The sequence below is a fragment of the Acidovorax sp. genome, from assembly GCF_022763525.1.
In the GTDB taxonomy this organism is placed as follows: Bacteria; Pseudomonadota; Gammaproteobacteria; order Burkholderiales; family Burkholderiaceae_C; genus Acidovorax.
Window position 1 is genome coordinate 1 of record NZ_JALEGG010000252.1, and the last position, 20,121, is coordinate 20,121.

General features: G+C 66.4%; 18 protein-coding genes. 10 read left to right on the forward strand and 8 right to left on the reverse strand.

The genetic code is table 11. The features are described 5' to 3' along the window. Window positions 1-310 precede the first annotated feature (310 nt). Entirely contained in the window at window positions 311-835 is a 525-nt protein-coding gene (locus tag MRY84_RS19590) for a hypothetical protein (protein WP_291507362.1), read from the forward strand. Between the two features lie 202 nt (window positions 836-1,037). Beyond that, complete coding sequence (locus MRY84_RS19595) at window positions 1,038-1,301, forward strand: hypothetical protein (RefSeq protein ID WP_291507363.1); 264 nt, start codon at window positions 1,038-1,040, stop codon at window positions 1,299-1,301. Between the two features lie 200 nt (window positions 1,302-1,501). Here the strand turns inward: MRY84_RS19595 and MRY84_RS19600 are convergent, their stop codons facing one another. The 6 genes from MRY84_RS19600 to MRY84_RS19625 all read right to left on the reverse strand — a co-directional run bounded on the left by MRY84_RS19600 (window position 1,502) and on the right by MRY84_RS19625 (window position 6,477). Continuing rightward, complete coding sequence (locus MRY84_RS19600; RefSeq protein WP_291507364.1) at window positions 1,502-2,284, reverse strand: MBL fold metallo-hydrolase; 783 nt, start codon at window positions 2,282-2,284, stop codon at window positions 1,502-1,504. An 84-nt stretch (window positions 2,285-2,368) separates the two neighbouring features. Continuing rightward, on the reverse strand, window positions 2,369-3,463 hold the full coding sequence (gene bamC, locus MRY84_RS19605; protein ID WP_291507365.1) for an outer membrane protein assembly factor BamC: 1,095 nt from the start codon (window positions 3,461-3,463) through the stop codon (window positions 2,369-2,371). A 48-nt stretch (window positions 3,464-3,511) separates the two neighbouring features. Further along, window positions 3,512-4,408: a 4-hydroxy-tetrahydrodipicolinate synthase gene (gene dapA / locus MRY84_RS19610; protein ID WP_291507366.1), complete on the reverse strand. Its 897-nt coding sequence runs from the start codon at window positions 4,406-4,408 to the stop codon at window positions 3,512-3,514. A 30-nt stretch (window positions 4,409-4,438) separates the two neighbouring features. Then, window positions 4,439-4,993 (reverse strand): class I SAM-dependent methyltransferase, encoded by a 555-nt coding sequence (locus MRY84_RS19615; protein ID WP_291507367.1) that lies wholly within the window; start codon window positions 4,991-4,993, stop codon window positions 4,439-4,441. Between the two features lie 85 nt (window positions 4,994-5,078). Then, window positions 5,079-5,237, reverse strand: coding sequence for a hypothetical protein (locus MRY84_RS19620; protein WP_291507368.1), 159 nt, complete (start codon window positions 5,235-5,237; stop codon window positions 5,079-5,081). Window positions 5,238-5,259: 22 nt separating this feature from the next. After that, the gene (locus MRY84_RS19625; RefSeq protein WP_291507369.1) at window positions 5,260-6,477 is read right to left on the reverse strand and encodes an MFS transporter; all 1,218 of its coding nucleotides are present in this window, start codon (window positions 6,475-6,477) and stop codon (window positions 5,260-5,262) included. A gap of 140 nt (window positions 6,478-6,617) precedes the next feature. Between MRY84_RS19625 and MRY84_RS19630 the strand changes: the two genes are divergently transcribed. The 4 genes from MRY84_RS19630 (at window position 6,618) to MRY84_RS19645 (ending at window position 13,761) form a co-directional block, all read left to right on the forward strand. After that, window positions 6,618-8,603 (forward strand): DNA topoisomerase IV subunit B, encoded by a 1,986-nt coding sequence (locus MRY84_RS19630; protein ID WP_291507370.1) that lies wholly within the window; start codon window positions 6,618-6,620, stop codon window positions 8,601-8,603. Between the two features lie 32 nt (window positions 8,604-8,635). Beyond that, window positions 8,636-9,478 (forward strand): lytic transglycosylase domain-containing protein, encoded by an 843-nt coding sequence (locus tag MRY84_RS19635; RefSeq protein ID WP_291507371.1) that lies wholly within the window; start codon window positions 8,636-8,638, stop codon window positions 9,476-9,478. Continuing rightward, window positions 9,475-11,832 carry a DNA topoisomerase IV subunit A gene (parC, locus tag MRY84_RS19640; protein ID WP_291507372.1) on the forward strand — a complete coding sequence of 786 codons (2,358 nt, stop codon included), beginning with the start codon at window positions 9,475-9,477 and terminating at the stop codon, window positions 11,830-11,832. Before MRY84_RS19635 ends, parC begins: the two co-directional genes overlap by 4 nt. Before the next feature lie 132 nt (window positions 11,833-11,964). Beyond that, window positions 11,965-13,761, forward strand: coding sequence for a methyl-accepting chemotaxis protein (locus tag MRY84_RS19645; protein WP_291507373.1), 1,797 nt, complete (start codon window positions 11,965-11,967; stop codon window positions 13,759-13,761). A gap of 104 nt (window positions 13,762-13,865) precedes the next feature. Here the strand turns inward: MRY84_RS19645 and MRY84_RS19650 are convergent, their stop codons facing one another. After that, complete coding sequence (locus MRY84_RS19650) at window positions 13,866-14,327, reverse strand: RidA family protein (RefSeq protein WP_291507374.1); 462 nt, start codon at window positions 14,325-14,327, stop codon at window positions 13,866-13,868. Between the two features lie 131 nt (window positions 14,328-14,458). Here MRY84_RS19650 and MRY84_RS19655 point away from each other — a divergent pair, with 131 nt between their 5' ends. From MRY84_RS19655 to MRY84_RS19670, 4 genes are all read left to right on the forward strand, one after another. After that, entirely contained in the window at window positions 14,459-17,014 is a 2,556-nt protein-coding gene (locus MRY84_RS19655) for a DNA internalization-related competence protein ComEC/Rec2 (protein ID WP_291507375.1), read from the forward strand. Between the two features lie 81 nt (window positions 17,015-17,095). Further along, entirely contained in the window at window positions 17,096-18,628 is a 1,533-nt protein-coding gene (locus tag MRY84_RS19660; protein WP_291507376.1) for a circularly permuted type 2 ATP-grasp protein, read from the forward strand. Window position 18,629: 1 nt separating this feature from the next. Continuing rightward, window positions 18,630-18,785, forward strand: coding sequence for an alpha-E domain-containing protein (locus MRY84_RS19665; protein ID WP_291507377.1), 156 nt, complete (start codon window positions 18,630-18,632; stop codon window positions 18,783-18,785). Then, entirely contained in the window at window positions 18,779-19,738 is a 960-nt protein-coding gene (locus tag MRY84_RS19670) for an alpha-E domain-containing protein (protein ID WP_291507378.1), read from the forward strand. The genes MRY84_RS19665 and MRY84_RS19670 overlap by 7 nt, the downstream gene beginning before the upstream one ends. A gap of 36 nt (window positions 19,739-19,774) precedes the next feature. Here MRY84_RS19670 and MRY84_RS19675 read toward each other — a convergent pair. Then, window positions 19,775-20,121, reverse strand: a 347-nt coding sequence (locus MRY84_RS19675) for a glycosyltransferase (RefSeq protein WP_291507379.1), incomplete at its 5' end; no start/stop codon positions are given.

Genomic DNA, 20,121 nt, shown 5'->3' on the forward strand with positions numbered 1-20,121 from the left:
GTTACTGGGGGGGGTGGGGGCGGGGGTCCCGCCGCCGGGCCAGCGCGGCCCTACTGTGCTGGGTCGCGCGGAATTTGAGGGCGCGCGAGCGCGCGCGGGCCAGCGACGATGCGCTGGAGCTGGTGTCGTCGTGGTGCGATGCGGGCTGGGTTCACCCGTGGGCTGGTTAGCCTTCTGTGATTCTGATTGCCAGGCGCTTGGGAGGCCGGCGGGCCAGGGCATGGGGTGCTGAACACGGCGGAGCTGGTCTCCCTTCGCAGTGGAGCATGGCGCGGACAGGTTCTGTACCATCTGTGCAAGGAGCGTTCCCATGAGCAACGAAAACCTTGACTCCCATGCCGGCCCGCCGCCGGTTTTACCGACCGGACGCTTCAGTGGACGGGAGGCGTTTGCGCAATTGGTGCGCGACGCGATTGCCACAGCTGCGCGCGAAGGATGGAAGGAAATCCTGGTCAGCGATGCGAACTTCCATGACTGGCCTTTGGGCGAGCGCAGCGTGGTGGAAGCATTGCAAGACTGGGCGCACGGGAGCCGGCGCTTTACCATGCTGGCTTGCAGCTATGACGAAGTCGTGCGCCGCCATGCCCGCTTTGTGCGCTGGCGTGGCACCTGGGATCACATCATCACTTGCAGGCGCAGCCCGTCGGCGGATCCGCTCGACATCCCCAGCGCGCTGTGGTCCCCGCAATGGGTGATGCAGCGCCTGGACCCAGAACGATGCGTGGGCGTGACCGGCAGCGAGCCGGATCGGCGCGTCCTGCTGCGTGAAACCCTGAATGAATGGCTGCGCAGCAAAAGCACCCCCGGCTTTCCTGCATCGACTTTGGGTTTGTAGGCCGGAGCTTCTGCATTGCGGCGTGTCAACTTGGCGTAAAGCTTTCGTCAGTGTTAGTCACTATTGACTAAATACCAATATAATTTGAGGCTGCGCCGAAGTGGTGCAAGCCAAGTGCATGTGCCAACGGATCCGGGGCTATCACAAAGCCGGACGCCGTGGCTTCTCTCAAGACCCTGTCTGTCCAACTAGGAAAATCGAAATGAAGAACTCTCTCGTTCTGGCCGCCCTGATCGCAGCTGCTGCACTCGCCGCTTGTGGCAAGAAGGAAGAACCCGCTCCAGCACCGGCCCCCGCTCCTGTGGAAGCACCGGCACCGGCTCCTGCACCAGCTCCTGCCGCTTCTGAAGCTGCTCCTGCCGCACCTGCTGCTTCCGACGCAGCTTCCGCTCCTGCGGCCGACGCTGCCAAGGCTGCTGCTGACGCCGCTGCTACGGCCGCTACTGGCGCTTCCGCTGCCAAGTAAGTCACCCTGTCGTTGACACTGGCAGGTCTTCAAACCTGCTGATGCCCGCGCGAAGCCCCGCCGCAAGGTCGGGGCTTTTTTTGTTTATAGGTGTTTGTTGCCGCGAAGGGCCGAGGCGCGGCTCTGTATGACAGTGGCCGTGCCAGGCCTGCAGATCTACTATTCGTGGGGCGGATATGCGATTTCTGGCGTGCAATGCGTCAGGACGCGACTGCGAGCCAAGCCGTCCCCGTCGTGGGGCTGGCCACCGTGATCTCTTCTTCGGCCCAGTCCAAGGCGGGGGCGAGCGCCCGCTGCGCAAGCAGAGGAGCGTTGTTCTGAGCGCTCAGGTGGGCGGCCACCACACACCGCAGGCCGGGGTGCCGCACTGCTTGGAGAATGCCTGCGGTGGCCACGTTGGCCAAGTGCCCGTAGGGACCCCCAACGCGGCGCTTCAGAAACAACGGATACCTGGAGGCTTGCAGGAGATCGGGGTCGTGATTGGCTTCGATCATCAAGGCCTGGCAGCCTTGCAGTTGCTGCAGGACATGGTCGCTCGCGTGGCCCAGGTCGGTCAGCACAGCCAGGTGGGACGCACCGTCCGAGCAGCGCAGCTGCAGCGGTTCGCGGGCATCGTGGGGCACCGTGAACGGCAGCGCCTGGAAGGTGCCCATGTCGATGCCTTCCATGTCGTGCGCGACGTTCAGCAGTCCATCAAAGTCCGGGGATCCCAGGGCATCGTGCGTGCCTTGGCTCATCCATACCGGAATGCGAAAGCGCGTGGCCACCGCTTGCGCGCAGCCAATGTGGTCGGAATGCTCGTGGGTGATGAAGACGGCGTCCAGATCTTCGATCTGCAACTGCGCCTGGGCCAGCCGTGCCTGCAGTTGCCGGATGCCCAGACCGCAATCAATGAGCAGGCGGCGCACCTGGGTGCCGCAACGTCCTTCCACGACCGTGGCGTTGCCGGTGCTGCCGCTCCCCAGATTCTTGAAGCGCAGCATGGTGTGGTGAGGGAGTCGCTGGCCGCGGCCTACCCGCGCCCTATCGGGCGCAGGAGGGTTGTGGCTGCCAAGGTGCGTTGCCGGCTACTTCAGGTCGTCCGTGATGACGCGCACGATCCGCTCTGCGTTGGCGGACGATTCCGGTGCACCGGCTTCATTCAGCACTGATACGGTGGTGGAGTCGCCCTGGCTGCGCACCACGATACGGTACTTGAGCGGCGGTGTTGCGGGTGCGGAGTTGAACAGCTTGCCAAAGAACCCGGGTTCCTTCTTGTCGGCGTTGGGGGCCACGTAGCGGACGAAGTAGGTACCTTCGTTGCGGTTGCGGTCTTCCACGGTGAAGCCGGTGCGGTCCAGCGCCAGGCCCACGCGGCGCCATGCGCGGTCAAATCCCTCGTCCAGCTGGACCACCGGCTGGTTGTTCACGGTGGCCATGCGCGCAGACTGGGCGCGCAGTGCAGGTGCCGCTGCCACGGCCTTGGATTGCTCCTGGCTGACGCCCAGCTTCACCATCAAGCGGCGCAGGAATTCAGTTTCGAGTTCTGGGTCGGAAGGGCGGGGCTGCCATACCGTGGTGTCTTTCGTGGTGTTGCTGTACACCTCGATCATGCCGCGATGGGTGATGTAGATCTCTGTGCCACCGTTGGCATTGCGTTCCAGCCGGGTGCGGAACTTGTCGCGCTCGCCGGTCGAATACAGCGAATCGAGCAGCTTGCCCAGCGTGGAGCGGATGATGTCCTGCGGCAGCTTGGCACGGTTCTCGGCCCAGTCCGTTTCCATGATGCCCACGGACGCGTCGGCCTGGTCCAGGTTGAAGCCGCTTTCCTGCCAGAAGTCGCGCACGGGCTCCCAGAGTTTGTCTGCAGGGCGGTTGACGACCAGCCAGCGCTGGTTGCCATCGCGCTCGATGCGCACGTCTCCCAGTTGCGCTGCTGCGGCGTTCGCGGTGCCCGAGGGTTGCGCCACCTGGCCTGCCTGCATGGCGGCGGCCGAGACGGGTCCGCTGCCTGGGACTGCGTAGCGCGAATCGCGCGAGAGCTGGGTCAGGTCGGGAGGAACTTCGAGGGTAGAGCCTTTGGTGGCGCTCTTGTAGTCGATCTTGTCGCCTTCCAGGGCGGCGCAGGCGGACAGGGCCATGGCAAGGGCCAGCAGGCCGAAGCGGGTGGTAGCAGCTTTCACGCGGAAATCCTTGGGAAAAGGTGTCTCGGGGAGCGGGCGCGGCCCGGATTAGATCAGCCCGCTGGTGCGCAGTGCGGCTTCGACCACGGCTTCGTTGCTGGCCGCCAGCGGCGTCATCGGCAGGCGCATGGTGGCGCCACACAGGCCCATGCGGGCCATGGCCCACTTGACGGGGATGGGGTTGGCTTCCACGAAGAGGTTCTTGTGCACGGGCATCAGCTTGAACTGGATTTCCATGGCGCTGCGCGCGTCGCCCGCCAGGGCTGCCACGCACAGCTCGTGCATGAGACGCGGCGCGACATTGGCGGTCACGCTGATGTTGCCGTGCCCGCCGCACAGCATGAGCGCCACCGCGGTAGGGTCGTCTCCCGAATACACGGCAAAGCCCTTGGGCACGTCGCGGATGAGCCATTGGGCGCGCTCGATGTTGCCAGTGGCTTCCTTGATGCCGATGATGCCCGGCACCTGCGCCAGCCGCAGCACAGTGTCGTGCTGCATATCGGCCACGGAACGGCCGGGCACGTTGTACAGGATGATGGGCAGGTCGCCCGTGGCTTCGGCAATCGCCTTGAAATGCTGGAACTGGCCCTCTTGCGTGGGCTTGTTGTAGTAGGGCACAACCTGCAACTGGCTGTCGGCCCCCACGCCGCGCGCGAACTTGGCCAGCTCGATGGCCTCGGCGGTGGAGTTGGCGCCGCAGCCGGCCATGATGGGCACACGCTTGGCGGCTTGCTCGACCGCTACGCGGATGATCTCGCAATGTTCTTCGACGTTGACGGTGGGTGATTCGCCCGTGGTGCCCACCACGCCAATGCAGTCGGTGCCTTCGGCGATGTGCCAGTCGATCAGTTTGCGCAGTGCCGGGTAGTCCACGCTGCCGTCTTCGTGCATGGGGGTGACGAGGGCGACGATGCTGCCGGTGAGAGGCACGGAGGAAGATGTCATGTCCGCAGTGGTAAACGGTAAAAGGGCATTCTAACGAGTGCGCGCAGGCAGCAGATGCCGTTGGGGCCCCTGGGCATGCGGGAGTTCCCGCACGGCCGTGATGCGTTGCACGAAACGCGCGGGTTCCTCCTCGAACCCGTCTTCATAGGCCACCACGCGCAGGCCGGCGCTTACCTGCAGCAGTTCGCCGGGAGCCAGCAGGAACTCGGGCCGGGCAGGGCGGCCCACGGTTTCGTTGCCGAGGGCAAAGGTCTCGTAGATCAGCACGCCGCCCGGGGCCAGGCTCTGAATGAGTATGGGCAGCAAGGGGCGCCACAGATAGTTCGTGACGACCACGGCGTCGAACTGGCGACTGGCAAAGGGCCACGGGCCCCCTTCGATGTCCGCGCACACCAGTTCGCCCAGGCCCGCGCAGGCTGCGAGGGCCTCGCTGGAGCGGTCGACCCCCGCCACTCGTATGCCCTGACTGTGCAGCCAGCGCAGATGGCGCCCGGCGCCGCAGGCCACGTCCAGCGCCGTGCCGCCGGGCGCGATCAGGTGGGTCCATCGACACACCCAGGGGGAAGGGGATTCCGTACCGTGCATTTGCTATCGAAAAAGTAGCTGCTTGCGCTTGTTCAGAAAGCGCTGGAGTCCAAAAAGGCTTGAAAACCGCCGTGCAGAAGCCGCTTCAGAAGCAACTCCACATCTGATCGGCCAGCATCACCATGAAGTCGGGCACCGTGTACATGCCGAACACGGCCAGGCACACCAGCACGGCCGCCGCCCAGCCTAGCCAGGCCAGCCAGCGCCGAGGGCGCGGTGGCTGGGTTTTGTGGCTGGCGGGCATTGAAGGGCTGGTATGCATGGGTTCAAGCGGCTGCAGCAGCGGCGCGGCGGATGGGGTTTTCCTTGACCGGCAGATTGACCAGCCCGGCGAAGATGCCCAGGGCAATGGCGATGTACCAGACGATATCGTAGCTGCCGGTGGCGTCATACAGATACCCGCCCAGCCACACGCCCAGGAAGCTGCCGATCTGGTGGCTGAAGAACACGAAGCCGCCGAGCATCGAGAGATGCTGAACGCCAAAAATCTGCGCGATGGTCGCGTTGGTGGGGGGGATGGTGGACAGCCACAGGGTTCCCATCACCGCCGAAAACACATACACCGACAGCGGCGACAACGGCACCAGCAGGAAAACGCTGATGGCGGCCGCTCGCGCCATGTAGATGAACGCAAGGATGAACCGCTTGGGCAGGCGCTGCCCCAGCGTGCCCGCCACGTAGGTGCCCAGGACGTTGAAGAGACCGATCAGCGCCAGCGCGTAGCTGGCAACCTGGGGCGAGAGGCCATGGTCCTTCAGGTAGCTGGGCATGTGCACGCCAATGAACACCACCTGGAACCCGCACACAAAATAGCCGGCCATCAGCAGGTTGAAGCTGGGATAGCGGAACGCCTCCGAAAGCGCCTGCACGATGGTCTGCTCGCGCTGGACGGGGGCGCTGCCCTTGAAGCCCGGCTCGCGCAGCCCAAAGGCCAGGGGCACGATAAGCAGTACCGCCATGGACAGCGCCAGCAGCGCCTGCTGCCAGCCCAGGCCCGCAATCAGCCACCCCTCCACGGGCACCATCAGAAACTGGCCGAACGAACCGGCTGCGGCCGCCACGCCCATGGCCCAGGAGCGGCGCTCCGGCGCAATCTGCCGGCCCAGCACGCCATAGATGACCGCGTAGGTGGTGCCCGCCTGGGCCGCGCCGATCAGCACGCCGGCCGTCAGCGCAAAGAGGGCAGGCGTGGGAGACAGCGCCATGCCTGCGAGGCCCAGGCCATACAGCGCCGCGCCGCCGATGAGCACGCGAAAGGCGCCGAAGCGATCGGCCGCCATGCCGGCGAAGATGCCGATCAGGCCCCACGACAGGTTCTGGATGGCAATGGCCAGCGCAAACGACTGGCGCGTCCAGCCCATTTCCTGGGTGATGGGCAAAAGCCAGAGCCCGAAGCCGTGGCGGATTCCCATGGACAAGGTCACGATCGCCGCGCCACACGCGAGCACCTGGAACATGGACAGTTTGGGAGGATTCATATGCATGCGCAGGAATGTAGCCAGTTTGTGCGAAACGCGCAGATACAGGGGCGAGCGATTGCGACCAGTACAGTGGCCGCGGGCGGCTGGTAATGGCTGTCTTTTTATCCAGCTACACCCCGGCTGCCGCACTACAATCCGCCGCTATGTCCGCCAAACCGTCTTCTGTGTCCGCCAGTAGTGAATATTCCGAAGGCTCGATCCGCGTGCTCAAGGGCCTGGAGCCCGTCAAGCAGCGTCCGGGCATGTACACCCGCACCGACAACCCCCTGCACATCGTCCAGGAAGTGCTGGACAACGCAGCCGACGAGGCCCTGGCTGGCCACGGCAAGAAGATCCGCGTCACCCTGCATGCCGATGGCTCGGTGAGCGTGGAGGACGATGGCCGGGGCATCCCATTCGGCCTGCACCCTGAAGAGAAGGCGCCCGTGATCGAACTGGTGTTCACCCGCCTGCATGCGGGCGGCAAGTTCGACAAGGGCAAGGGTGGCGCCTACAGCTTTTCGGGCGGCCTGCACGGTGTGGGCGTGAGCGTGACCAACGCCCTGGCCACCCGGCTGGAGGCCACCAGCTACCGCGAAGGCAAGGTGGCGCGCCTTGTGTTTGCGGCCGGCGATGTGGTCGAGCCCCTGGTGGCGCGCCCGCTGGAGGCGGGCGAGCGCAAGCAGGGCACGTCGGTGCGGGTGTGGCCCGATGCCAAGTATTTCGAGTCCAGCGCGCTGCCCATGGGCGAGCTGACGCACCTCCTGCGCAGCAAGGCCGTGCTCATGCCCGGCGTGACGGTGCAGCTCGTCAACGAGAAAACCCGCGACACGCAGACGTGGCAGTACAAGGGCGGCCTGCGCGACTACCTCATGCAGACGCTCACGGCCGAGCCGGTGATTCCGCTGTTCGAGGGCGAAGGCTTTGCCGACCGCAACAACGAGAGCTTTGCCGAGGGTGAGGGCGCATCGTGGTGCGTGGCGTTCACCGAAGACGGCGCCCCTATGCGCGAGAGCTATGTGAACCTGATCCCCACCAGCGCGGGCGGCACGCACGAAAGCGGCCTGCGCGACGGGCTGTTCAACGCCGTCAAGAGCTTCATCGAGTTGCACAGCCTGCTCCCCAAGGGCGTCAAGCTGTTGCCTGAGGACGTGTTTGCCCGGGCCAGTTACGTATTGAGTGCCAAGGTGCTGGACCCGCAGTTCCAGGGCCAGATCAAGGAGCGGCTGAACTCGCGCGACGCGGTGCGGCTGGTGTCCGGCTTCGTCCGCCCCGCGCTCGAACTCTGGCTCAACCAGCACGTAGACTACGGCAAGAAGCTGGCCGAACTGGCCATCAAGGCCGCGCAGACCCGCCAGAAGGCCGGCCAGAAGGTGGAAAAACGCAAGGGCTCGGGCGTGGCCGTGCTGCCCGGCAAGCTCACCGATTGCGAAAGCCGCGACCTCTCGCACAACGAAGTTTTCCTGGTGGAAGGCGACTCGGCCGGCGGCAGCGCCAAGATGGGCCGAGACAAGGAAAGCCAGGCCATCCTGCCGCTGCGCGGCAAGGTGCTCAACACCTGGGAGGTCGAGCGCGACCGGCTGTTTGCCAACAACGAGATCCACGACATCTCGGTGGCCATTGGCGTGGACCCGCACGGCCCCCAGGACTCGCCCGACCTCTCGGGCCTGCGCTACGGCAAGATCTGCATCCTCTCGGACGCGGATGTGGACGGTTCGCACATTCAGGTGCTGCTGCTCACCCTGTTCTTCCGCCACTTCCCCAAGCTCATCGAGGCAGGCCACATCTACGTCGCGCGCCCGCCCCTGTTCCGGGTGGACGTGCCCGCGCGCGGCAAGAAGCCCGCCGCCAAGATGTACGCGCTGGACGAGGGCGAACTGACGGCCATCCTCGACAAGTGCGCCAAGGACGGCGTGCCCCGCGAGAAGTGCCAGATCAGCCGCTTCAAGGGCCTGGGCGAGATGAACGCGGAACAATTGTGGGAAACGACGCTCAACCCGGATACGCGGCGCCTCCTGCCCGTGCAACTGGGCGACATGGATTTCGCCGCCACCGAAGGCCTTATCACCAAGCTCATGGGCAAGGGCGAAGCCGCCTCCCGACGCGAGCTGATGGAATTGCACGGCGACGCGGTGGAGATCGATATCTGATCCGGCGAGGCGCCCCATCCGTGGGGTCGGCAATGAAATTCCTGATTAAAAACAGTGCCTGGCGCTTGCCGCTATTGGGTTTGCTGCTATGTTTAACGCAGCAGGCTGCCTGGCCGGACCTGTGGGCGCACGTGGATGAGCGTGGCGTCACGCACTTTGCTGCCGAGCAGGTGGACAGCCGCTACCAGCTGTTTTTCCGGGGGAACGACTTCGATTCGACCCGTGACATGCCGCCGGGCGCTCCGGCCATGCCGTCTGCACTGCCGGCCGGTGGCGCCCGGCTGCTGGCGTTCTTCGACATTGCGCCGGACTACAAGCGCGTCAAGCACCACCTGCGCGCGGCCTCCAGCCAGCATGGCGTGGACTATGAGCTGCTGCAGGCGGTGATCGCCACCGAGTCGGGCTTTGATGCCACCGCCGTGTCCCCCAAGGGCGCCGTGGGCTTGATGCAGGTCATGCCCGCCACGGCCAGCCGTTTCGGCGTGAGTGCGGACAAGAAGCGCACGGTGGAGCAAAAGCTCACCGACCCCGCAGTGAACGTACCCGCCGGCACCCGCTATCTGCGCCACTTGCTCGACCTGTTCCCGGGCCGCATCGATCTGGCGCTGGCCGCCTACAACGCGGGCGAAGGTGCCGTGCAAAGGGCGGGCAACCAGATACCGGCGTACAAGGAAACACAGAACTACGTGCGCACGGTGATGGGTCTGTATGCCCAGCTCAAGCCGCCCGCGCCCGTGTTGACCCGCCGTGCCACGCCCGGCCGCGTGCGCATGGAGCTGTCCGGCGGCGCCGCGCAGCGGGGCAACATGCCATCCACCAACGTGGCGCAGACCCCTCCCCAGAACGTGATTCAAGAACCCCTAGCGAACGAATGAGCGACCAACCCACTTTGGATTTCACGACCGCAGGCGACGATGGGGGCGACTCCCTGGGCCTGGCCGGTTACGCCCAGCGTGCCTATCTCGAATACGCACTGTCCGTCGTCAAGGGCCGTGCGCTACCCGATGTGTGCGATGGCCTCAAGCCCGTGCAGCGGCGCATCCTGTATTCGATGGACCGCATGGGCCTGGGCTACAGCGGCCCGACGCGCAACACGGCGGCCAAGCCCGTCAAGAGCGCCCGCGTGGTGGGCGACGTGCTCGGCCGTTTCCACCCGCATGGCGATCAGTCGGCCTACGACGCCCTGGTGCGCATGGCGCAGGACTTTGCCCAGCGCTACCCGCTGATCGATGGCCAGGGCAACTTTGGCAGCCGCGATGGCGATGGTGCCGCAGCCATGCGCTACACCGAGGCGCGGCTGTCGCGCATCACCAGTCTGCTGCTCGACGAGATCGACGAAGGCACCGTCGATTTCATGCCCAACTATGACGGCAGCACGGAGGAGCCGCGCCAGTTGCCCGCCCGCCTTCCGTTTGCGCTGCTCAATGGCGCCAGCGGCATCGCCGTGGGCCTGGCCACCGAGATCCCCAGCCACAACCTGCGCGAGATCGCCGACGCCTGCGTGGCGCTCATCAAGTCCCCGTCGTTGAGCCAGGAAGAGCTGATGGCCCTCGTGCCCGGCCCGGACTACCCCGGCGGCGGCCAGATCATCAGCAGCGCGGGCGACATTGCGGACGCGTACCGCACCGGCCGGGGCAGCCTCAAGGTGCGCGCGCGCTGGAAGATCGAAGAGCTGGCGCGCGGCCAGTGGCAGTTGGTGGTCAACGAACTGCCGCCGGGCGTCAGCACGCAGCGCGTGCTTGAGGAAATCGAGGAGATCACCAACCCCAAGGTCAAGGCGGGGAAGAAGGCCCTGAGCCAGGAGCAGACGCAACTCAAGGCCAGCATGCTGGCCGTGCTGGACGTGGTACGCGACGAGTCGAGCAAGGATGCCCCCGTGCGCCTGGTGTTCGAGCCCAAGACGGGCAAGACGCCGCAGCAGGAGCTGATCACCGCGCTGCTGGCCCACACCAGCCTGGAAACCTCGGCCCCCGTCAACCTCACGATGGTGGGCCTGGACGGCAAGCCCGTGCAGAAATCGCTGCGCCAGATGCTGGAGGAGTGGATCGCCTTCCGCCAGGCCACCATCACCCGCCGCAGCCAGCACCGGCTGGCCAAGGTGCTGGACCGCATCCACATCCTCGAAGGGCGGCAGACCGTGCTGCTCAACATCGACGAGGTGATCGCCATCATCCGCCAGGCGGACGAGCCCAAGGCCGCACTGATCGCGCGCTTCAACCTCAGCGACCGCCAGGCCGAGGACATCCTGGAAATCCGCCTGCGCCAGCTCGCGCGGCTGGAAGCCATTAAGATCGAGCAGGAGCTGAAAGAGCTGCGCGAAAGTCAGGGCAAGCTCGAAGACATCCTGAACAACCCCGGCTCGCTGCGCCGCACCATGATCAAGGAGATCGAGCAGGACGCCAAGACCTTTGCCGATGCGCGCCGCACGCTGATCCAGGCCGAGAAAAAGGCCGTGGCCGAAGTCAAGGTCGTGGATGAGCCCGTGACGGTGATCGTCTCGCAAAAGGGCTGGGTACGCGCCCGCACGGGCCATGGGCACGAGGCGGCCAGCTTTGCCTTCAAGGCAGGTGACGGACTCTACGGCACGTTCGAGTGCCGCACCGTGGACACCTTGCTGGCCTTTGGCAGCAATGGCCGCGTGTACTCGGTGGCCGTGTCGCTGCTGCCCGGCGCGCGGGGCGACGGCCAGCCGTTGACCACCCTGATCGAACTCGAATCCGGCACGCACCTGCTGCACTACTTCGCAGGCCCGGCCAATGCCACGCTGCTGCTGTCCAGCTCCGGGGGCTACGGCTTCCTGGCGGCGGTGGAGAACATGGTCTCGCGCCAGAAGGGCGGCAAGGCCTTCCTCACGCTGGGTGAGGGCGAAACGGTGTGCGTGCCTTCGCACGCCGCGGGCACGTCAGGCAGCAAGCCCGTGCCCCCCGCCACGCATGTGGCCTGTGCGTCTACCGGTGGGCGCATCCTGACGTTCGAGATCGCCGAACTCAAGACCCTGGCCAACGGCGGGCGCGGGCTGATGCTGATCGACCTGGAGGACAAGGACCAGCTGGCGGGCGCTGCCGCCTACACGCGCAGCATCCGCATCGATGGCCTGGGCCGCGGCGGCAAGCAGCGCGACGAAACCCTGGAAATCCGCAGCCTGAACAATGCGCGGGCAGCCCGCGGGCGCAAAGGGAAGGCGGCGGACCTCGGGTTCAAGCCCTCTGCAGTGACGCGCGTGGAGTAAACGCGGGAGCCCGCGCGGCCCCGCCAGGGCGCCGCGGGCAGGACTGTCGGGCTTGTCACCTTCGGGTTTGTGCAATGGCGAGAAAGCGCGCACCATTGTGGTTCCATTGCACAACGTAGAACGGAGACACATATGCCCAACTCGCTACGCATGGCCCACAAGCTTTGGCTTGCGGTCGTCACCATCGTTGTTCTCCTGGTGGCCGTGGTCGCCTTTTCGGGATATCGCAGCGCCCAGGTGCAAGCCCGCTCCGACATGGTGGCGCGCGACATGCAGGCCCGCGTCAATGCGGCCATCACCTGGGCGGGGTTGACGGAGACCAATGCCGCCAGGACCCAAGCGTTGATCGTCAGCAACGACGCTGCCGTGGAGACCGAATTCAAGGACGTGATCGCCGCCACGTCGGCGAAGATCAGCGAAGTGCAGAAGTCGCTGGAGTCGATGGCCCTGTCCGACGCGGACAAGGCGCAGATGGCCAGGATCGCGGCCGCGCGCAAGACCATGATCGATCTGCGCGGCGAGGCCCGCAAGCTCAAGAGCGAAGGCCAGCAAGACCAAGCCGTGGCGCTGGTGACCCAGCGCTACAACCCCGCCGTGGCCGCGTACCTTGGCACCCTGCGGGACTTTGTGCAGCAACAGCAGCAACAGGCAGAAAGCCGGCAACAGGCCATGGCGGCCGAGCGGATGCTCACCGTGAAGATCGCTGCAGTAGCCGTGGGGCTGCTGCTGCTGGCGATCATCGTCGGCGCTCACTTTCTCATCGGCAGCATCCAGCGCCCGCTGGAGCAGGCCAATGGACTGGCCGAGCGCATCGCCAGCGGGGATCTGAGCCAGAGTGTGGCTGTCACCCGGGGCGATGAGTTTGGCGACCTGCTGCGGTCGCTCTATGCCATGAGCGACGCCCTGGGCCGCATGGTCCACCAAGTGCGCCAGAGCACCGACAGCATCGCCATCGCCAGCGCGGAGATCGCCACGGGCAACCACGATCTGTCGGCCCGCACCGAGCAGACATCCAGCAACCTGCAGGAAACGGCTGCCGCGATGGAGGAGTTCACCAGCACCATCCAGCAAAGCGCCGGCAGCGCACAGCAGGCCAGCAGCCTGGCCGCGAGCGCGACCGGTGTGGCGCGGCGCGGGGGCGAGGTTGTCACTCAGGTGGTGTCCACCATGGAAGACATCAACCACAGCAGCAAGAAGATCGCCGACATCATCGGCGTGATCGACAGCATCGCGTTCCAGACGAACATTCTCGCGCTGAATGCCGCGGTGGAAGCCGCGCGCGCAGGCGAGCAGGGGCGTGGCTTTGCGGTGGTAGCCAGCGAGGTGCGCAGTCTCGCCCAGCGCAGTGCCGAGGCCGCCAAGGAGATCAAGCAGCTCATCACTGCATCGGTCGACAAGGTGGAAACAGGCTCGCGTCTCGTGTCGGATGCCGGCACCACCATGACGGACATCGTTCAGTCCGTGCAGCGTGTCACGGACATGATCGGGGAAATCACGGCGGCGTCGTCGGAGCAGAGCGCGGGGGTGCAGCAGGTCAACCAGGCCATTGGCAACCTTGACCAGATGACGCAGCAGAATGCCGCGCTGGTCGAGCAAAGCGCTGCCGCAGCCCAAAGCCTGCGCGAACAGGCAGACCAATTGGCGCAGGTCGTGTCGCGCTTCAAGGTGAACGCGGCGAGCTACGCCCCAGCGCAGGCGCAGGCGGCCATTGAGGCGGCGCGGGCGTCGGCTGCCAAGGGGGTCTCTGCCGCGAGGCCTGTGGTCAAACCCCTTGCCAAGGCAGCCCCAGCGGCCAATGCAGCCAAACCGGCTGCCAAGCCCTCTGCGGCCACCGCACCGGCAGCTCCACAGCTTGGCCCCGCGTCTGCAGCGGCCCCTCGCAAACCGCAGGTCGCTCAGGGCGCCGAGGAAGACTGGGAAACGTTCTGAAGCGGGAAGGAGCCGAGGGGCTGCCTTCGGCGCTGCGATGACCGCCTCTGTGCGCGGAACCGCAGCCTGGGTTCAGGTGTTCAGGAACACCCGAGTTCCGCGGTTCATGCGAGCTCTGCAATAAGTTCGATTTCGACGCAGGCGCCCAGCGGGATCTGAGCCACACCAAAGGCACTGCGCGCGTGGGTGCCCTTCTCTGGGCCGAACACCTCACCAATCAGCTCGCTCGCGCCGTTGGTCACGAGATGCTGCTCAGTGTAATCGCCGGTAGAGTTCACGAGGCTCATGAGCTTGACGACGCGCTTGACGCGGTTGAGGTCGCCACCCGTGGCGGCGTGCAGTGTGCCCAACAGGTCGATCGCTACGGCGCGGGCGGCCTGCTTGCCTTCCTCGGTGCCGATATCGCGGCCGAACTGCGCAGCCCAGGGCTTGCCGTCCTTGCGGGCGATGTGGCCGGACAGGAACACCAGGTTGCCTGTCTGCACATAGGGCACGTAGGCGGCTGCGGGCACCGCGACGGGCGGCAGGGTGATGTTGAGTTCTTTCAGCTTGTCGTAAACGCTCATGGTGTTCCTCGCAGGAAGTAACGGAATGGGGAAACGGCGGATGCGCCACCCGCCACGGTCGCGCGAGTGTTACACAGCATGGCCCGCGGATCACGGCGGCGGGGGGCCTGGCGCGGCATTAGCATCAGCCCATGTCCACCATAAGTACGCCTAATGCCGGCCCGCTTCATACCACGGACGATGCGATCGCCCGGGCACCCCGAGCTCAGGAGGCAGCCCCTTGGCGCGTGCCAGCGTGGCTGGCGGGCCTCGTGGCAGGAGCGGTGGCGCAGTTGCAGCAGCCGGTGCTTTGGAGTGCTGCGGCCTATGGGGCGCTTCTTCTGCTGGCGGGCTTGATGGGCGTATGTGTGGGGGGCTCGGGCCCGTGCGCATTCCTGCGACGGCGCGCGATGCCTGGCGTGATCTGGGCGGTGGGAACAGGGATGCTGGCGATGTTCGCGGTATGCGGACTGCGCGCGGTGGACTACGCGGCTGGCGGCCTGAGTCCCGCTCTGGAGGGGCAGGACATCCGCGTGACCGGCGTGGTCTCGGCCATGCCGCAGGTCAACGAAGCCGGCACGCGGATCCGTCTGGCCGTGGAGGCAGCGCACCTGGACGGCGCCCCCGTGCAGCTGCCCCCGCGCATCGAAGTAGCATGGTACGGAGGGCCTTGGCGGGATGCTGCAGGGCTGGCAGAGCTGCAGCGCCAGCCCCCAGCCCTCACGGCTGGCGAGCGCTGGAGCCTGACCGTGCGGCTCAAGGCGCCCCATGGCCTGCGCAATCCTCACGGCTTTGACTACGAGCTCTGGATGTGGGAGCAGGGCGTGCAGGCCACCGGCTATGTCCGGGCAGGTTCCAAGGACGAGCCGCCCCAGCTGCTCGCCTCCACTTGGCGGCATCCGGTGGAGCGCACCCGCCAGTCGGTCCGCGACGCCATCCTGGACCGGCTCGCGCCGCCGGATTCCGATCCGGATCCCGCCCGCGTCCGTATCGCCGGCGTGGTGGCTGCCCTGGTCACCGGTGACCAGCGCGCCATTGACCGCGCTGACTGGGATGTCTTCCGTGCCACTGGAGTCGCTCATCTGATGAGCATCTCGGGCCTGCACATCACACTGTTTGCGTGGCTGGCCGCACTCGTGGTGCGGGCGCTGTGGCGCCGATCGCAGCGGCTGTGCCTGGTCGTGCCCGCGCCTTCGGCCGCATTGGTGGCTGGTGTGCTGCTGGCAACGGCTTATGCCTTGTTCAGCGGCTGGGGCGTGCCCGCGCAGCGCACGGTGATCATGCTGGCCGCGATCGCGGCGCTGCGGCTCAGCGGGCGCCGCTGGCCGTGGCCGCATGTGTGGCTGCTGGCCTGCGCGGCCGTGGTGGTGGCCGACCCCTGGGCCCTGGCGCAAGCGGGGTTCTGGCTGAGCTTTGTGGCAGTTGGAATTTTGTTTGCTACCAATCCGATAGCTGGTGGCGCTCGTCCTGCGGGCGCAAGAGGCTATTTTTATGCCTTGGTTCGGGAGCAGTGGGTGGTCACGCTGGCGCTCACGCCGCTGACCTTGCTGCTGTTCGGTCAGGTCGCGCTGGTGGGGTTTGCCGCCAATTTGGTGGCCATCCCCTGGGTCACGCTGGTGGTCACGCCGCTGGCGTTGGGCGGTGTGCTGTGGGCGCCTTTTTGGAGCCTTGCGGCGCTCAGCCTTCAGCCGCTGGCGGCCCTGCTGCAGTGGCTGGCCCAGTGGCCATGGGCCGTGGTGTTCTTGCCCGCTGCGCCGCTGTGGGCGGGCGTGATGGCCGTGGCTGGCGGGGCGCTGTTGGCAGCACGCCTGCCGTGGCGCCTGCGTTTGTCGGCGCTGGTCCTGCTGTGGCCTGCGCTGGCATGGCAGCCGGCCCGCCCTGCACCCGGGCAATTCGAGTTGCTGGCGGCGGACATCGGCCAGGGCAACGCCGTGCTGGTGCGCACCGCCAGCCACGCGCTGCTGTATGACGCAGGACCGCGTTTCAGCCGCGAGAGCGATGCGGGCCACCGCGTGCTGGTGCCGCTGCTGCGGGCGCTGGGCGAGCGCGTGGACACCCTCATGCTCAGCCACCGCGATGCCGACCACACCGGGGGCGCCGCCGCCGTGCTGGCCCAGCAGCCCACGGCCGCTCTGGTGGGCTCGATCGAAGCAGAGCACACGTTGCAGGCCCTGCGCCCCGCGTCCCCGTGCGTGGCCGGCCAACGTTGGACCTGGGACGGCGTGGAGTTCGAGGTGCTGCATCCGCTGGCGCAATCCGCCGGCCCCTCCGCGGCACGGCCCAATACGCTCAGTTGCGTGCTGCGCATCGTGGCCGGCCAGCCCCCGGCGGAGGGGCCTGCGCCGCCAGTGGCATTGCTCGCGGGCGATATCGAGGCCGCGCAGGAGCAGGCGTTGGTGGCGCGCGGGGCGCCCTTGAGGGCGGATCTCTTGCTGGTGCCTCACCATGGCAGCAAGACGTCTTCCTCGCCCGCCTTTCTGGAGGCCGTTCAACCACGCACTGCCCTGGTGCAGGCGGGCTACCGCAACCGATTCGGCCATCCCGCGCCCGAGGTGGCGCAACGCTATCGCGACCGCGGGATCGAGGTGGTGGAATCCTCGCGCTGCGGCGCCGCGGTGTGGTCGTCGTCTGCGCCCGCTGCCGTGCGATGCGAGCGCGATGCCAACCCCCGCTATTGGCAGCACCGCGCACCGCAACGGCCCGAGTGATGCGGCGCGCCGAGCTGCCGCCGGGGGGCAGTCAGCGGGGTGGGCGCACAACTTGCTATCCTGCGTGCAGGAGGCCAGTTCATGCAGAAATTTGACGAGATGTACGCCATGCTGCCTTTTGAAGGCAGCGATGTGCGCGAACACTACAAGCGCTATGCGCAGTGGTTGAGCAAACAGCCCCCTGACGTGATGCAGGCCCGCCGGGCCGAGGCCGAGATGATCTTCCGGCGCGTGGGCATCACTTTTGCCGTGTACGGCGCCAAGGACGAGGGCGGAGCGGGCAACGAGCGGCTGATTCCGTTCGACCTGATCCCTCGGATCATTCCGGCCCACGAGTGGTCGAGGATGCAGCAGGGCCTGGTGCAGCGGGTCACGGCGCTCAACCGCTTCATCCAGGACGTCTACCACGGCCAGGACATCATCCGTGCCGGCATCGTGCCAGCCGACCTTATCATCCACAACGCCCAGTACCGGCCGGAAATGGCGGGCGTGCATGTGCCGAAGGACATCTACGCGCACATTGCCGGCATCGACATCGTGCGCGCCCCCAACGCACAGGGTGATGGCGAGTACTACGTGCTGGAGGACAACCTGCGGGTGCCCAGCGGCGTGAGCTACATGCTGGAGAACCGCAAGATGATGATGCGGCTGTTCCCCGAGCTGTTCAGCCTGCACAAGGTCGCGCCGGTGGCGCACTACCCCGACATGCTGCTCGAAACCCTGCGTGCCAGCGCCCCCGCTGCGGCGGACGAGCCCACGGTGGTCGTGCTCACGCCCGGCATGCACAACAGCGCCTACTTCGAGCATGCCTTCCTGGCCCAGCAGATGGGCGTGGAACTGGTGGAAGGGCAGGACCTGGTTGTCAAGGACAAATTCGTCTACATGCGCACCACGCGCGGCCTGCAGCGAGTGGACGTGATCTACCGCCGGGTGGACGATGATTTCCTCGACCCGCAAGTGTTCCGCCGCAACTCCACCCTGGGGTGCTACGGCCTCATGGAGGCCTACCGTGCGGGCAACGTGGGCATCTGCAATGCTGTGGGCACCGGTGTGGCTGACGACAAGTCGGTGTACCCCTACGTGCCCGAGATGATCCGCTTCTACCTGGGCGAAGAGCCCCTGCTCAAGAATGTGCCGACCTGGATGTGCCGCAAGCCGGATGACCTGCAGCACGTGCTGGCCCACCTGAAGGACCTGGTCGTCAAGGAAGTACACGGTGCGGGTGGCTACGGCATGCTGATCGGGCCCGCCGCCACGCAGGCGGAAATCGAAGACTTCCGCCGCGCCCTGCTGGCGAACCCTGCAGGCTACATCGCCCAGCCCACGCTCAGCCTTTCCAGCTGCCCCACGTATGTGGAAAGCGGCATCGCGCCGCGCCACATCGACCTGAGGCCCTTCGTGCTCAGCGGGCGCGACGTCCAGATGGTGGCGGGCGGCCTCACGCGCGTCGCGCTGCAAGAGGGCTCGCTGGTCGTGAATTCATCGCAGGGCGGGGGCACCAAGGACACGTGGGTGCTCGGGGAGGACGTTGTCGCCGCGCAGTCAGTCTCCCCATCCGCAGGGCGAATGACGCAATCCATGGGTGGCATGACGCAAACAATCGGGGGGTTTTGAGATGCTGAGCCGTACTGCCGACCATCTGTTCTGGATGTCCTGCTACACCGAGAGGGTAGAAAAGTCCGCCGCAGGCAGGCTTTCGACACAACACCGCTTGCGTGCGCAGCACGCGCGGAGTTCTCTGACCTGTTCGATCACGGAGGCAGCATGCTGAGCCGCACAGCCGATCACCTGTTCTGGATGTCCCGATATACGGAAAGGGCAGAGAACACCGCCCGCATGCTCAACGTGAGCTACGAAACCTCGCTGCTCCCGCAGTCAGCCGACGTGGCGCAGGAGGGGTGGGAGGGGCTGCTGTCCATCAGCGAACTCATCCCCGCCTACACGGCCCAGTATGGCCAGGTCACCCCCCAGAAGGTCCTGGAGTTCATGGTGCGGGATGGCAACAACCCGTCCTCCATCCTGTCGTGCCTGCGCGCGGCGCGCGAGAACGCGCGGGCCGTGCGGGGCGCGCTGACCACCGAAGTCTGGGAGACCCAGAACCAGACCTGGCTGGAGCTGCACCGGCTGCTCGAGGGCGGTGGATTCGAGCGCGATCCGGGGCAGTTCTTTGAATGGGTGAAGTACCGCTCGCACCTCTCGCGCGGGGTGGTGCTGGGGACCATGCTGCAGGACGAGGCCTTCCACTTCCTGCGCATGGGTACGTTCCTGGAGCGGGCCGACAACACGGCGCGGCTGCTGGATGTGAAGTTCCACGCGGTGGAAAACGATTTCTTCGGCCGCGCCAGCGAGCGCAACCAGGAGAACGATTTCTACCACTGGAGCTCGCTGCTGCGCAGCGTGTCCGCCTTCGAGGTCTACCGCAAGGTGTACCGCGACGTCATCACCCCCGGCCGCGTGGCCGACCTCCTCATCCTGCGCAGGGACATGCCGCGCTCGTTGCACGCCTGCCTGCGCGAGGTGGTGGAGAACCTGTCCGTGCTGGCCAACGAACAGTCGGCGGAGACACGCCGCAAGGCCGGGCGCCTGCTGGCCGACCTGCAATACGGCCGCATTGACGAGATCCTGGCCACGGGGCTGCACGCCTTCCTCACGCAGTTCCTGGACCGGGTGAACGACCTTGGCGGCGGGATCAGCCGGGATTTCCTGGTCACTTCGGGCGACTGACTTTCCGCTGGGCGGGCGGGGCTGCCGGCGGCGGGATTACCCCGCCGCGCCGGCCAGCCGCTTGACCAAGTCCATCTGGGCCGGCAGGCACACGCTGGCCAGATCGTATTGGGCGACGATCTGGGCCCGCGCCGCCGCGCGCAGCGCCTGAAGCTCGTCCCGGTTCTGCAGGGCCTGGGCCACGGCCTCGGCCAGCGCCTCAGGGTTGAAAAAGTCCACCAAAATGCCGTTTTCCCCGTGCCGGATCTGTTCGCGCACCGGGGCCGTGTCCGAGCCCACGATCAGGCACCCGATGCTCATGGCTTCCATCATCGACCAGCTCAGCACGAAGGGGTAGGTGAGGTAGACGTGGGCGGTGGACACCTGCATCAGCTGGGTGAGCA

Bases quoted from the DNA above. Each gene is read 5' to 3' on its own strand.
- MRY84_RS19590 (WP_291507362.1), top strand. From the start codon at position 311: ATGAGCAACGAAAACCTTGACTCCCATGCCGGCCCGCCGCCGGTTTTA.
- MRY84_RS19595 (WP_291507363.1), top strand. From the start codon at position 1,038: ATGAAGAACTCTCTCGTTCTGGCCGCCCTGATCGCAGCTGCTGCACTC.
- MRY84_RS19600 (WP_291507364.1), bottom strand. From the start codon at position 2,284: ATGCTGCGCTTCAAGAATCTGGGGAGCGGCAGCACCGGCAACGCCACG.
- dapA (WP_291507366.1), bottom strand. From the start codon at position 4,408: ATGACATCTTCCTCCGTGCCTCTCACCGGCAGCATCGTCGCCCTCGTC.
- MRY84_RS19615 (WP_291507367.1), bottom strand. From the start codon at position 4,993: ATGCACGGTACGGAATCCCCTTCCCCCTGGGTGTGTCGATGGACCCAC.
- MRY84_RS19620 (WP_291507368.1), bottom strand. From the start codon at position 5,237: ATGCCCGCCAGCCACAAAACCCAGCCACCGCGCCCTCGGCGCTGGCTG.
- MRY84_RS19625 (WP_291507369.1), bottom strand. From the start codon at position 6,477: ATGCATATGAATCCTCCCAAACTGTCCATGTTCCAGGTGCTCGCGTGT.
- MRY84_RS19630 (WP_291507370.1), top strand. From the start codon at position 6,618: ATGTCCGCCAAACCGTCTTCTGTGTCCGCCAGTAGTGAATATTCCGAA.
- MRY84_RS19635 (WP_291507371.1), top strand. From the start codon at position 8,636: ATGAAATTCCTGATTAAAAACAGTGCCTGGCGCTTGCCGCTATTGGGT.
- parC (WP_291507372.1), top strand. From the start codon at position 9,475: ATGAGCGACCAACCCACTTTGGATTTCACGACCGCAGGCGACGATGGG.
- MRY84_RS19645 (WP_291507373.1), top strand. From the start codon at position 11,965: ATGCCCAACTCGCTACGCATGGCCCACAAGCTTTGGCTTGCGGTCGTC.
- MRY84_RS19650 (WP_291507374.1), bottom strand. From the start codon at position 14,327: ATGAGCGTTTACGACAAGCTGAAAGAACTCAACATCACCCTGCCGCCC.
- MRY84_RS19655 (WP_291507375.1), top strand. From the start codon at position 14,459: ATGTCCACCATAAGTACGCCTAATGCCGGCCCGCTTCATACCACGGAC.
- MRY84_RS19660 (WP_291507376.1), top strand. From the start codon at position 17,096: ATGCAGAAATTTGACGAGATGTACGCCATGCTGCCTTTTGAAGGCAGC.
- MRY84_RS19665 (WP_291507377.1), top strand. From the start codon at position 18,630: ATGCTGAGCCGTACTGCCGACCATCTGTTCTGGATGTCCTGCTACACC.
- MRY84_RS19670 (WP_291507378.1), top strand. From the start codon at position 18,779: ATGCTGAGCCGCACAGCCGATCACCTGTTCTGGATGTCCCGATATACG.